Annotated in this window: 11 protein-coding genes; 5 read left to right on the top strand and 6 right to left on the bottom strand. The window is 43.7% G+C overall.

Going from position 1 to position 12,888, the window contains the following annotated elements:
- Window positions 1–174: 174 nt before the first annotated feature.
- The gene (gene metG, locus LN893_RS04235) at window positions 175–2,214 is read right to left on the bottom strand and encodes a methionine--tRNA ligase (RefSeq protein WP_229968557.1); all 2,040 of its coding nucleotides are present in this window, start codon (window positions 2,212–2,214) and stop codon (window positions 175–177) included.
- A 229-nt stretch (window positions 2,215–2,443) separates the two neighbouring features.
- Here metG and LN893_RS04230 point away from each other — a divergent pair, with 229 nt between their 5' ends.
- Window positions 2,444–2,665, top strand: a complete 222-nt coding sequence (locus tag LN893_RS04230) for a hypothetical protein (RefSeq protein ID WP_229968556.1) — start codon at window positions 2,444–2,446, stop codon at window positions 2,663–2,665.
- Window positions 2,666–2,746: 81 nt separating this feature from the next.
- Here the strand turns inward: LN893_RS04230 and LN893_RS04225 are convergent, their stop codons facing one another.
- The 3 genes from LN893_RS04225 to LN893_RS04215 all read right to left on the bottom strand — a co-directional run bounded on the left by LN893_RS04225 (window position 2,747) and on the right by LN893_RS04215 (window position 4,554).
- Window positions 2,747–3,097 carry a hypothetical protein gene (locus tag LN893_RS04225; protein WP_229968555.1) on the bottom strand — a complete coding sequence of 117 codons (351 nt, stop codon included), beginning with the start codon at window positions 3,095–3,097 and terminating at the stop codon, window positions 2,747–2,749.
- A 187-nt stretch (window positions 3,098–3,284) separates the two neighbouring features.
- On the bottom strand, window positions 3,285–3,548 hold the full coding sequence (locus tag LN893_RS04220) for a hypothetical protein (RefSeq protein WP_229968554.1): 264 nt from the start codon (window positions 3,546–3,548) through the stop codon (window positions 3,285–3,287).
- A 229-nt stretch (window positions 3,549–3,777) separates the two neighbouring features.
- Window positions 3,778–4,554: a DUF3050 domain-containing protein gene (locus tag LN893_RS04215; protein WP_229968553.1), complete on the bottom strand. Its 777-nt coding sequence runs from the start codon at window positions 4,552–4,554 to the stop codon at window positions 3,778–3,780.
- Between the two features lie 449 nt (window positions 4,555–5,003).
- Here LN893_RS04215 and typA point away from each other — a divergent pair, with 449 nt between their 5' ends.
- The 4 genes from typA (at window position 5,004) to LN893_RS04195 (ending at window position 11,677) form a co-directional block, all read left to right on the top strand.
- Entirely contained in the window at window positions 5,004–6,806 is a 1,803-nt protein-coding gene (typA, locus tag LN893_RS04210; protein ID WP_229968552.1) for a translational GTPase TypA, read from the top strand.
- Window positions 6,807–7,003: 197 nt separating this feature from the next.
- On the top strand, window positions 7,004–7,705 hold the full coding sequence (locus LN893_RS04205; RefSeq protein WP_229968551.1) for an acyltransferase family protein: 702 nt from the start codon (window positions 7,004–7,006) through the stop codon (window positions 7,703–7,705).
- 676 nt (window positions 7,706–8,381) lie between these two features.
- On the top strand, window positions 8,382–9,977 hold the full coding sequence (locus LN893_RS04200; RefSeq protein ID WP_229968550.1) for a hypothetical protein: 1,596 nt from the start codon (window positions 8,382–8,384) through the stop codon (window positions 9,975–9,977).
- A 152-nt stretch (window positions 9,978–10,129) separates the two neighbouring features.
- Complete coding sequence (locus tag LN893_RS04195; protein WP_229968549.1) at window positions 10,130–11,677, top strand: hypothetical protein; 1,548 nt, start codon at window positions 10,130–10,132, stop codon at window positions 11,675–11,677.
- 114 nt (window positions 11,678–11,791) lie between these two features.
- Here LN893_RS04195 and LN893_RS04190 read toward each other — a convergent pair whose 3' ends face one another.
- Window positions 11,792–12,031 (bottom strand): hypothetical protein, encoded by a 240-nt coding sequence (locus LN893_RS04190; RefSeq protein WP_229968548.1) that lies wholly within the window; start codon window positions 12,029–12,031, stop codon window positions 11,792–11,794.
- Between the two features lie 95 nt (window positions 12,032–12,126).
- Window positions 12,127–12,879 (bottom strand): SDR family NAD(P)-dependent oxidoreductase, encoded by a 753-nt coding sequence (locus LN893_RS04185; protein ID WP_229968547.1) that lies wholly within the window; start codon window positions 12,877–12,879, stop codon window positions 12,127–12,129.
- Between the last annotated feature and the right edge of the window lie 9 nt (window positions 12,880–12,888).

The following is a 12,888-nucleotide window of genomic DNA, read 5'->3' as shown; positions in this document are numbered from 1 at the left end:
CCAAACTTTCCCTCTGGAGTTGAGGCCTTTGAAAGAGAAATTTGAGGAGGTAAGCTGCATGATGATATACTTATCCTGCTTTTGCAGATCGCAAAGGAGCTATTAGCTATAACAGAAGAGCCGCAACTTTAGCTGTTGCGGCTCTTCTGTTATAGGAATAAAAGCGTTAAGAGTTTATCTAACGACACTGCCATTCTTTAGCTTTTTACCAGGCTGTACGAAGGCCAGCGAACCATCGGCATCCTCAGCCATCAAAATCATACCTTGGCTTGTAATACCTCGAATATCGCGTGGCGCCAGGTTTACTAGTATGCTCACCTGCTGTCCAATAATATCTTCTGGATTAAAGAACTCAGCTATACCGCTTACCACCGTACGCTGGTCTATACCTGTATCAATTTTCAGTTTCAGCAGTTTTTTGGTTTTAGCCACTTTCTCTGCTTCCAATATGGTCCCCACGCGGATGTCCATCTTTGTGAAATCATCGAAAGTAATATCTTCTTTGGCTGGTTCTACCACAGCGTTCGCTGCGTCGTTAGCTTTTTTAGTATCCAATAGCTTCTGTACCTGCGCATCTACTGCTGCATCTTCTATCTTTTCGAACATCAGTTCTGGTGTACCTATTACGTGCCCATCAGATAGCAAGTCGGCTGCTCCAGCCTCTGCCCACTTACCTATTGGCTTGTTCAGCATGTTAGATAGTTTCTGAGCCGCTGTCGGCAGGAACGGTTCCATCAGAATGTTCAGGCTAGCCGAAATCTGCAGTGCTATGTTCATGATGGTCTTCACTCGCTCAGCATCCGTCTTGATCAGTTTCCAAGGCTCTGTGTCTGCTAGATACTTGTTGCCTAACCTAGCCAGGTTCATCAGCTCGCTTAAAGCATCGCGGAAACGGTAGCGCTCTATCAGATCGGCAATGCTAGCAGGAAACTTCTCTAGTTGAGCCAGCACCTCTTTGTCATAATCCGTCAGTTCACCGCGTGTTGGTACAGCTCCTTCGTAATACTTCTGCGTAAGCACCACCGCACGGTTAATGAAGTTACCGAGTATAGCTAATAACTCATTGTTATTGCGGGCCTGGAAATCTTTCCATGTAAAGTCATTATCCTTGTTCTCTGGAGCATTAGCACAAAGCACATACCGCAGCACGTCGCCTTTACCTTCAAAGTCTTGCAGGTACTCGTGCAGCCACACGGCCCAGTTACGGGAAGTAGATATCTTGTCGCCTTCCAGGTTCAGGAACTCGTTAGCAGGCACATTATCTGGCAATACATAATCTCCGTGCGCCTTCAGCATGCTCGGGAAAATTATGCAGTGGAACACAATGTTGTCTTTGCCAATAAAGTGCACCAGCTTCGACTCAGGATCTTTCCAGTAAGTTTCCCACTCAGGTGTAAGGTCTTTGGTAGCCGATATGTAACCTATAGGCGCATCAAACCACACATACAATACTTTGCCTTCTGCTCCCTCAACAGGCACAGGTACGCCCCAATCAAGGTCGCGGGTAACGGCGCGTGGCTGCAAGCCCTGGTCAATCCAGCTTTTGCACTGCCCGTACACGTTGGTTTTCCAATCTTGCTTATGGCCATCAATAATCCATTCGCGCAGCCATGGTTCATACTCGTTTAGAGGCAGGTACCAGTGTTTTGTTTCGCGCATTACAGGCACTGCGCCACTCAGGGTGCTTTTTGGGTTAATAAGGTCAGTGGCATTCAAAGAAGTACCGCAAGACTCGCATTGGTCGCCGTAGGCATTCTCGTTACCACATTTAGGGCAAGTGCCAACAATATAGCGGTCGGCCAAAAACTGCTGTGCCTTCTCGTCATAATACTGCTCAGAGGTCTGCTCTACAAACTTACCTTCGTCATACAGCTTCTTAAAAAAGCCAGAGGCTATTTCACGGTGTGTATCTGAAGACGTGCGGCTATAGATATCAAAAGAGATATTGAAATCCTCGAAAGATTGCTTTATCAACACATGGTATTTATCTACGGCCTGTTGAGGCGTAATTCCCTCTTTCTTTGCTCTTATAGTGATCGGCACTCCGTGTTCGTCAGAACCACAAACAAATTTTACATCGCGGTTCTGAGAGCGCAGGTAGCGCACATAAATATCAGCAGGCAAGTAAACCCCAGCCAAGTGCCCGATGTGTACAGGCCCGTTAGCGTAAGGAAGTGCCGCTGTAATGGTATAGCGTTTTGGAGTTTTTGTCATGTCAGGTCTTAAAAAGGCAAATATACAAATAGCTACCGTAATGCGCCGCCACCGCCAAGGCTATCAGATAAAAAGCAGAAATAAAGCGCTCCCTTTTATGCTTTTGCCCCGTAAAAGAAACAGCAACTGTTAAGTTAAGACGAAAGTTTAGCAATGTTTGATACCTAAAAGTATAAGTTGTGACACAAACACCGAGTAGACAATACATCAACTATAAATCATCCTAGACATGCAGAACAGAGATAATTCAGACACGAAAAGAGACAACACCGACAAGTTGGGTAAGGAAGGCAAAGATCAGGAGTTGAGCGGGAGAACTGCACCTAAAAGTGCAGACAGAGAATCTGAAATGACTCCGCCCGAAAATGAAGTGACCGTGAACCTGGAGCCCGATGAACTGCATCAGGGCGAAGGAGATTTAGAGGTGGTAGACGCCGATGATAAAGATTGACAATGCTCCGATATAATATGCAAAAGGCGTGGCTCTAAGTATAAAGCTACGCCTTTTGCTTTCAACTATTGCCTGTTACTCCTATTGCACAGGCCCCACTCTTATGGGCTCAATGTTATAAAGAATTGGCCACTGCACATTATGTCTGGTAGAATCTATGGGTGCAGAAGGCAGCCGCTGCGGTCGGAGCCTGGGAGGTGTCATGGCAGGTTTATTCTGGTCGAACTGCTCAATGTTCCGTTTGCGGTTTATTTCGCTTGCCTGCTCATTCATTCGCTCTCTTAAGCTAGCATTGGGATTTCCAGCATATCTAACTCTTTCATTTGCCAGTGGGCGCTCTGCCAAACTATCGTCCAGCCCCTCAGAAAGCGATGTGCATCCTATCGCTCCTCCTAGTAAAATAACAAGTATATATTTAAAGTACTTCTCCATGTTTCACCTTTCTTCCGTTATATCTTCCCTCTGTATAGAGACATTATACATTAGTATACGGTAGAAAAGTATAATTTAGCTAAAGCAAAAGAAAGCTTTTAATACTGCTAGTCTCATCTTACTACAAAAGATAAGAGGCGGCAGACTTTATTTGTCTACCGCCTCTTATCTTCTAGGTAAATGTTACTTATTTCCCCTCATATATTCTTCTCGCCCCTACTTGCGTCAGCATAAGGCCATCTGGTGCAGGATTGATAAGTGCAGATTTAGACAAGTGATGCTCAGCCTCTTTCTGTACGTCTTTATACTTCGGATAATGCTCCTGCAGGTATGGGTACAGCTGGCTATACTGCAGCACCTGCCCTTCCTGCACTTCCATGTCTTTGAAGGCATGAAGAATGCTTTGTGCTAAGAATTCTATGTTATCTGCTTCTGAATGTAATTCTTCCATAGTTTTATCATTATAGGTTTAGGATAAAAGATACGGCAGAGATTCGCTATTCGTTGATAGTTGTCCGTTTTTCGTTTCCTTGTCGCTCTTATAAAGACGATTCATGCTTTGTAAGTTAAGCTTAATCTTTACACTAAGGCTAGAGCCTCGGTAAACTAAAAGCACTAGCAGAGAACTTTCCAAAATATGAAATGACTACAGCGAACAATAATTGAAGAATCACAAATAACTAAGCTTCTGAAGGGAGCAGACTACGAATACCATCCCACAGTTTAATGCGCTGCTCGATACAAACTTTTGCTGCATCTAGAGCCTCCTGCCACTTCTCATCATCATCGCCACAGAGTTCGTCCACCATTTGCAGCGCAAGCGGCGTATGCACCTCCTCATCTAGCTGCACATGGCGGTCCAGGTAATAGATAAAAGTGTCCAGCTTTCCAGGGAAACGTTCGTTTAGATCAGCAATCAGGTGGCGGAACATATCAGGAATAAGGTCTTCGCGGCCAAAAGTAAAGGCAGCAGCAATGGCATGTGCCTGACCTTCATTTATAATGCGGAAAGTGTTGTGTACAAATTCTTTCACCGATTGGTCCACCTGCGTCAGATCCAAGACAGCACCCACACTCTTGCCCTCCTGCACATATTCTAGCAGCTCGCTAATTTTATACTTATCGGCACCTGCTTCGCTCATGGCCTGCAGGTAAAGCTCGAAATGGCTAACTGGCTGCCCCTCCTGGTCTACATCTGTTTCCTCTTCCAGCACAATCTCGTTTATCAGTCGGCGTGTAACAGCGCTGCCTTTAGGCACCCACGGCAACGTTACACAAGTAAGTTCACGCTGCAGTGCTTTCAGCAGGCTCATAAAATCCCAAACAGCAAACACATGGTGCTCCATAAACACTTTCAAGTCATCCAGTGTCTCTAACGATTGGTAAATGTTGTGCTTCAGCAAACGCTGCCGATGCTCTTTAAGCGCGTGTTGAAGCGCTTCTATTCTATGATTCATAATAAGGTAAGTAAATAGTCGCTTTAGACATGTTAGGCAACTAATATTTAACCTGCCTAATTGGCTAAAGCTATCCTTTGCTAAAAGAAAAACTAATTATACTGTCTTTGCACTGATTTACAAAACCGTTCACAAAATCAGTATCAACAAAAAATATGCAGCACGCTGATGTGCAGACAAAACCGAACAACAAACGAAGCTGATTTATGTTTCGTATTCCTGAAAAGAAGGCATATTTCCGCTTATGTAGCGTCATTAAAATAGTGTTGCTTAAAAATAATGCCATTATAAAGAACCAAACAGCAGCCTTTTTATGTTTTCCCCACAAGCCACAGTCTCAATAAGTTGGCTTAAAAGAACTTAATAATATCATAACCTGTTTATTTCGAGCAAACTACTTAAATATATAAAGCCTTTTTAGTACCTTTGCGGCTCGAAAAACCAATTCAATGCAAAATATTCGAAATATCGCGATCATCGCACACGTAGACCACGGCAAGACAACGCTCGTGGACAAGATCATCCACGCTTCTAAGCTGTTTGCTGAGCACCAGCAGTTTGACGACCTAATCCTGGACAACAACGACCTGGAGCGCGAACGTGGTATCACGATCGTTTCTAAGAACGTGTCGGTTCGTTACAAAGACGTTAAAATCAACATCATCGATACTCCTGGCCACGCCGACTTTGGTGGTGAGGTGGAGCGTGTACTGAAAATGGCCGACGGCGTACTACTTCTTGTAGATGCTTTTGAAGGTGCCATGCCTCAGACTCGCTTTGTATTAGGTAAGGCTATTCAGCTGGGCCTAAAGCCTATTGTTGTTGTAAACAAAGTAGATAAAGAAAACTGCCGTCCAGACGAGGTACACGAGCAGGTATTTGACCTGATGTTTAACCTAGAGGCATCTGAAGAGCAGCTTGACTTTGTAACGCTGTATGGTTCTTCTAAAAACGGCTGGATGAGCACTGATTGGCAGCAGCCAACAGATAACATCACGCCACTGCTTGATGCCATTATCGAAGTGATTCCTCCTGCACCGTTCCGTGAAGGTACTCCGCAAATGCAGATTACTTCTCTTGACTATTCTTCTTTCGTAGGTCGTATCGCTATCGGACGCGTGCACCGTGGTACCCTAAAAGAAGGTATGCCAATTAGCTTGTGCAAAGCAGACGGCAGTATCAAGAAAGGTAAAATCGGTGAGATCCAGATTTTCGAAGGCCTTGGCAGAAAGAGTGTTTCTGAAGTATCAGCAGGTGAAATTTGTGCGGTAACAGGTATAGAGGGCTTTGACATTGGCGATACAATAGCTGATGCTGAGAACCCTGAGCCATTAGCTCGTATCTCTATCGATGAGCCGACGATGAACATGTTGTTCACAATCAACAACTCTCCTTTCTTCGGTAAAGAGGGTAAGTTTGTGACATCACGCCACCTGCGCGATCGTTTATACAAAGAGACTGAGAAAAACCTTGCACTGCGTGTGCAGGAAACAGACCGTGAAGATACTTTCCTTGTGTTTGGTCGTGGTATCCTACACTTGTCAGTATTGATAGAAACAATGCGTCGTGAGGGTTATGAGCTACAAGTTGGCCAGCCTCAGGTAATTTTCAAAGAAATTGATGGCGTTCGTCATGAGCCAATTGAGCACATGGTAGTGGACGTGCCAGAAGAAACTGCTGGTAAAGTAATTGAATTGGTAACGCAGCGTAAAGGCGAGCTTACAATCATGGAGCCGAAAGGCGACCTTCAGCACCTGGAGTTTAACATTCCAGCACGTGGTTTGATTGGTCTGCGTAACAACGTATTGACTGCTACAGCTGGTGAGGCTATCATGAACCACCGTTTTATGGCTTATGAGCCATTTAAAGGCAACATCCCAGGCCGTAACAATGGTTCTATCATCTCTATGGAGACAGGTGCTGGTACTGCTTATTCTATTGATAAGCTGCAGGATCGTGGTGTGTTCTTCGTAGATCCAGGTGTAGAAGTATACATGGGCCAGGTAATTGGAGAGCACAGCCGTCAGAACGATATTACAGTAAACATTCAGAAGGGTAAGAAGCTAACAAACATGCGTGCTTCTGGCTCTGATAACAACGTGAAAATCGCTCCTGCTAAAAACTTCTCTCTGGAAGAAGCCATGGAATACATCCAAAAGGACGAACTTCTTGAAGTAACGCCAAAAAGCATCCGTATGCGTAAGATTTACCTCGACGAGAACGAGCGTAACCGCATGTCGAGAGCTGACTAAGGATTAAGCGTTAATTCATATAAATAAAACGGCCAGCTGTTAAATACAGCTGGCCGTTTTATTTATATGAAACTGCCGTGCCTACCATTTTATTTTTGGGAAAAAAGCAAGATGTTGTGCCAAGTTGATGACTATTATTTATGCGAAATTGCTATTCTTGTAACAACTTAACTCAGCATATTATTGAAGCCTTTTTTATGTTTAAATTAAAGGAAGCCTTATTTCCAAAACTTGAACTACCAACTCCAGACTCTACTTCAAAGATACTTGCTCTAGATGGATTGAGAGGGCTAGCCATTGCTTCTGTTCTTATTTATCACTGTAGTAGCTATTTTCCGATAGGTTGGGTAGGGGTTGATCTTTTTTTTGTGCTGTCTGGTTTTTTACTTACTGGTATTCTCATAGAAACAAAGGGTTCTCCTATATACTTTAAATCATTCTTCATCAAAAGGGCACTGCGAATATTACCACTCTATTACTTACTCTTAACTTGTGCCATCATTTATAGTTTAACTTTTGGCACTCCGCTTCCTCATTACAGTTACTTTTTCTTTTTTCAAAACTTTCTAACTACAACACTAAAATCTTTTCCTTCAGGCACAAACCAACTAAATCATCTGTGGTCTGTTGCTGTGGAAGAGCAGTTTTACCTAGTGCTTCCCTTAATTGTGTCTCTATTTCAGCAAAAGAAACTGCTAATATTTCTTTTCACTGCAGTAGTTGTTGCTATTGTTGTCAGAGCAGGTTTATTCCTTAACAACAATATTGGCTATTATGTGTTACTCTTCTCGCGTATGGACGCGTTATGTTTAGGAAGTATCACAGCCGTAATGTTAAGGTCGAATCCCATGACGCTACATAAATGGGCAGTTCCGTTCTTGTATGCCTCGGGAGCATAGATCGTAATTTGTATTGTACTTGGAGGATTTTATTACTTAAACCCATATTTAGTCATTGGCGGCTATACTGTTATCGCTGTATTTTTTAGTAGTACTTTGATAGTGGTTTTGTCAGGGCACCCTCACAATCTACTGCAGAAGCTAACGCACATTCAATTGTTTCGCTTCCTTGGCAAATACTCCTTTGGCCTTTACATATATCACTGGCCAATTTTTATACTCGGAAAAGAATCTTTGCAGTTCCACCTACAGGAGTACTTTCCTCGAGTTGCAGCAGGATATTTAACAACACTAATACTTACCACAATTACCCTGGTAGTTTGCCTTATCAGTTATCATCTTTTTGAAAAGAAATTCTTGAAATTTAGAAATTACTTCGATTACCACATAGTAACGAAGGCTAATAAACATGCCTGAACACAAATAAAAAAATAGTTATTCCTTATTCTAAAAAGTTGTATTAAAATAAATTACGGAATAATTCTCGAGCTTGACCTTTTGAATGTGTATAATTAACTCTGCAACAGTAATTAGAAAAGCACTGGGCTTAATTACTGTAATAATTCTATCCTACGTTGCTGTTACAAACCCTTACTAAATATATAGTGGCACCCACTATGAAAACATTATAGCTGTTTTACGTTAGATAAGGTCATATTCGAATGACTTGACCTATATGAAGAAAAACCTTTGGAAAATACAATTATGGTTATTAATTATACTTTCCACTGGCTGTGCCAGAAAAAACTTTTTTGCTAAAACTCCTGTCGTTGATAATGCCGTTTATCAACAGCTTCTAACTGCACCCAAAACAGTTGACAGTGTGACTGTAAAAGCAGGAGCGCATTACAAGCGAGGGTTCATACACCGCCTTTTCTGGGGCCAGCATCACCGCCCACTCTGGGATGCTCCTGTCACCGTGCCTGTACTAGATATAGCCAAGGTACACGGCGGGCTTAGCATCGAGAAACAAGGAGGAGGCCAGCAAACCAACAGCCTCACCCTTATCGACAAAGATAACTTTACCTATGCATTGCGCTCACTCGATAAAGATCCCAAAGGCATATTGCCTAAGTTTTGGCAAAAGACTTTTGTTGTAAACGTAATCCGCGATCAGATATCGGCTATAAACCCTTATGCGGCCCTTGCTGTACCGCCTTTAGCCAGAGCAGCTAGCATACCACACTCTTCTCCAAGAATAGTATATCTGCCGCCAAACGACAGCAACCTGGGTGAGTACAAAGAAGAATACAGCGACCGCGTGTATTTACTTGAAGAGAAACTGAACGACGAGAACACGATAACTCCACTTATGGGAGATGCTGTTGACATAGATGGTTCTGGAACTGTCCTGAACAACCGCTACTCCAGAGATGATGTGTTTATAGACCAACTGGCTTTCGGAAAGGCGCGCCTCTTAGATATACTTATTCATGACTGGGACCGCCATGAGGGGCAGTGGGAATGGGCGCAGTACAACCTTGAGAATGGCGAACGTGTTTACCGTCCCATTCCCAAAGATCGTGACAACGCCTTTTATAGGTTCCAGGATGGCATTATTCCTTGGATATTTAGCCGCAACTGGGCCATCCGTAAGTTTGAGTCTTTCGATGATGAGTTCAACGACGTGTTTGCACTTACCATCAATTCAGAATTTATTGACAAACGTGCACTATCTGAACTGACGCGTCATCAGTTTGACTCTCTGGCCCAGGAACTTCAAAAAGTAATTACAGACGAAGTAATAGAAGAAGCTGTATCTCAGTACCCAGATTCTGTTTACAAATTGGTTGGCGAGACCACAAAGCGAAAACTTATTAACCGCCGCAATCACCTTCGCGAAGCTGCCGCTGAGTTTTATGAAATATTGGCCAAGGAAGTATTGGTAGTAGGTACTGAGCAGGAAGAAGCGTTTGAGGTAAAGCGCTTGAACGATGAAGAAACAGAAGTAACGGTACGCCGAAAATCCGACGACAAAGTAGTTTATCACCGTACTTTTTTCCGCTCCGAAACAGACCTGATCACGCTGCACGGCTTAGCAGGAGACGATAAGTTTGAAATTAGTGGTAATGTAAAAAAAGGCATAAAAATAAAGATTTATGGAGGTCGTGGAGAAGATGAAATAAAAGACGAATCACGCGTAAGGGGTTGGGGTAAGAAAACCTGGGTATACGACACAATAAACGGGACAGAACTAAAAGCAGGTCCCGATACCAAAGACAAACGTACGCACGATGTGCGCGTGCATGCTTTTGATCGCGAAGGCTTCTGATATACCTGCTTCCTGCACGATCATTCCTCAAAAGAAAATTTCAATGTCTTACAGATAAAACCTGGATGCCTACTGTTGTTAACATAAAAACATTCATAAAGCTTTTACTCCTGCCGTGCTGTATTATTTTGTTCGGCTGCAGTAAAAGCTTTGTGCACACTGTACAGCAGGTTCCGCCGCCCACAACCACCATAGCCACTACACCAAACTATGCCGATAGTACCATAGTAATAGCCGCTGGCACACATTATAATCGTAGCAAGCTGCACACGTTCTTCTACGGCAAACATTACCGCCCCACCTGGACCACTCCCGTTGAAGTGAATGTACTGGATATAGGCACAGCTAAGGGTGGACTTTCACCAATTAAACAAGGTGGCAGCAGACAAACTATTAACCTTCGCCTCGAAGATTCTACAGGCACCGAGTATGTATTGCGATCTGTTGATAAAGAACCTGCCTCCTCTTTGCCTGAGTGGCTACAGCAAAGTTATATTGCTGACATTGTAAGAGATGCCACATCTGCCACACATCCTTACGCTGCACTTACCATTCATGGCATGGCAGAAGCTATCGGTATTTACCACGTAGTACCAGAGTTGGTGTATGTACCGCACGATGCCAGGCTAGGAGAGTTTGAAAAGAATATTGGCGGCATGCTCGCAATTCTGGAACGAAGGCCTAATGGCGACCAGTCTGACAACCCGAGAATGGGATATGCACCAGATGTAAAAAGCACTCGCTCAATGCTAGAGCATCGGCTGGCACACAATGATAACGGAATAGATGAACGCATGTTCTTACGCGCCCGTCTGTTCGATATGCTCATCGGAGACTGGAGCCGCCACGAAGACAACTGGCGCTGGGCAAAGTTTGAGAAAGAAAAAGGCCTCACCTATAAACCAGTGCCTCGCGACCGCGACAATGTTTATTATAAGCTCAATGATGCTCCTATACCATGGCTTTTCATGAAGTTAGGCTTCAAAAGTCAGTATCATACCTACAGGCATAACCTCACCGATGTAAAAGACTTAAACCGAAGCGGCAGAAACCTGGATGAGATTATACTTGGAGATTTGGAGTTCTCAGAATGGCAGGAAATTGCCGACAGTGTAAAGCACGAACTTACAGACGAGGTCATTGAAAAAGCTTTTCGGTCCATGCCTGATACTATTTACAAGTTATCAGCAGGCCCCATCATAGCTAAACTTAAGTCGAGGAGAGATCAGCTTAACAGAGTAGCAAAAGATTACTACAACGAACTGTCGGATAAGGTTTATGTGGTAGGCTCCGATAAACATGAAAAATTCCTGATAGAGGTACTCTCGCGAGAAGAGGTGCGCGTACGAAAGTATAAAATTTCAAAAGAAGGTGAAGAACGCCTTCTCCTGTCTGACAAAGTTTACTCTGCCAGAGTAACGGATAAGATTCAGCTGTATGGGCTCGGCGGCGATGACCATTTTATAGTAACTGGCTCCGTGAAGCCTAAAATAAAGATCCTGCTATGGGGTGGCGCAGGCGAAGACACCTATACAATAGCCGAAGAAAACAAAAAAGCTGGCAAACGTGTGAAGATAAACGACACCCAATATCGCAACACATACGATGTTACAAAATCAGTCTCCGTTGACATAGACGATGACTTGCGAGCCAAAGAATTTGATGCCCAAGGCTGGCTACTCCGTTACTATCTGGATTAATGCTCTACTGTATGAAAACGCTAGCTACAGCTCCATAGGAACAGCTACCGTTTAAACCAAAAGCGGGGATGGACATAATGTCCATCCCCGCTTTTAATTGTTTATAAATTTTAATTACTCACCAGTTTTGCTGTTACCACCCTGGCCGCCACTGCTTTTCCTACTGCCGTTACGGTCGCCAGTGTTTTCATGGTCTTTAGAGGCCCAGGCACCCTGACCCTGCTGCTGAGAGGCTGTCGCTTTAGTACCATCTGTACCTAAATCTATAGCACCCTTATGGTTAGCAGTGTTTGAATACTCCTCTGGCATAGGCTGGGAGTTCGTATCTGGAGTTGGTTTATCCTTATTTTTCATAGCTCTGTTCTTTTTCGTTAAAAATACGCTTGCATTATAGCAAACCTTCTATTTTAGGTACGAGGTAAAAGCAGAGGGGTTATGAAAGTCTTTATCTAAGATTGCTTGTTTACCACAGTAGCCGAAGCCTGGGCTGTAGGCAAAATCAACACTTCCGCCAGGTTGACGTGGGCTGGGCGTGTTACAATGAATGAGATCAGATCAGCAATGTCTTCTGCTTTTAGAGGCTCAAAGCCATTGTAGACTGCTGCTGCACGCTCTGTATCGCCTTTAAAACGAACTTCAGAAAACTCTGTCTCTACCATGCCAGGATTCACCTCCGACACCTTTATACCTTGCTGCACCAGGTCTATACGCATAGCTTTAGAAATGGCATCCACAGCATGTTTAGAGGCGCAGTATACATTTCCATTAGCATATACTTCTTTACCAGCAATAGAGCCGATATTAATGATATGCCCTTTCTGATGCTTCTGCATAAGCGGCAACACCTCATGGCTTACATACAATAAACCTTTCACGTTAATATCCAGCATCGCATCCCAATCTTCAAGAGAGCCATCCTGAATCGGCGATAGACCATGGGCGTTACCAGCATTATTTACCAACACCTCTACTTGCTTCCATTCATCAGGCAAAGAGGCAATGGCTTGCTTCACCGCTTCTTTATCCCGAACATCAAACTGCAAATTATAAACTGGTACTTCTTTTATTTGCTGTTTAAGTTCCTCCAGACGTTCAGCTCTGCGGCCAGTGGCAATTATAGCGTAACCTGCTTTGGCCAATGCTATGGCTGTTGCCTTGCCTATACCTGAAGTTGCTCCTGTTACTAACGCTATTTTAGGCATCCTATAAAT

Origin of the sequence: Pontibacter harenae (assembly GCF_020907245.1) — a bacterium.
Lineage (GTDB): Bacteria > Bacteroidota > Bacteroidia > Cytophagales > Hymenobacteraceae > Pontibacter > Pontibacter harenae.
The sequence above is the reverse complement of the archived record's forward strand: the minus strand, read 5'-3'. Positions and strand labels throughout refer to the sequence as shown.

Excerpts from the sequence above, each read along its gene's own strand:
- LN893_RS04185 (WP_229968547.1), bottom strand. The coding sequence starts at position 12,879 with ATGCCTAAAATAGCGTTAGTAACAGGAGCAACTTCAGGTATAGGCAAG.
- LN893_RS04190 (WP_229968548.1), bottom strand. The coding sequence starts at position 12,031 with ATGAAAAATAAGGATAAACCAACTCCAGATACGAACTCCCAGCCTATG.
- metG (WP_229968557.1), bottom strand. The coding sequence starts at position 2,214 with ATGACAAAAACTCCAAAACGCTATACCATTACAGCGGCACTTCCTTAC.
- LN893_RS04205 (WP_229968551.1), top strand. The coding sequence starts at position 7,004 with ATGTTTAAATTAAAGGAAGCCTTATTTCCAAAACTTGAACTACCAACT.
- LN893_RS04200 (WP_229968550.1), top strand. The coding sequence starts at position 8,382 with ATGAAGAAAAACCTTTGGAAAATACAATTATGGTTATTAATTATACTT.
- typA (WP_229968552.1), top strand. The coding sequence starts at position 5,004 with ATGCAAAATATTCGAAATATCGCGATCATCGCACACGTAGACCACGGC.
- LN893_RS04215 (WP_229968553.1), bottom strand. The coding sequence starts at position 4,554 with ATGAATCATAGAATAGAAGCGCTTCAACACGCGCTTAAAGAGCATCGG.
- LN893_RS04220 (WP_229968554.1), bottom strand. The coding sequence starts at position 3,548 with ATGGAAGAATTACATTCAGAAGCAGATAACATAGAATTCTTAGCACAA.
- LN893_RS04230 (WP_229968556.1), top strand. The coding sequence starts at position 2,444 with ATGCAGAACAGAGATAATTCAGACACGAAAAGAGACAACACCGACAAG.
- LN893_RS04225 (WP_229968555.1), bottom strand. The coding sequence starts at position 3,097 with ATGGAGAAGTACTTTAAATATATACTTGTTATTTTACTAGGAGGAGCG.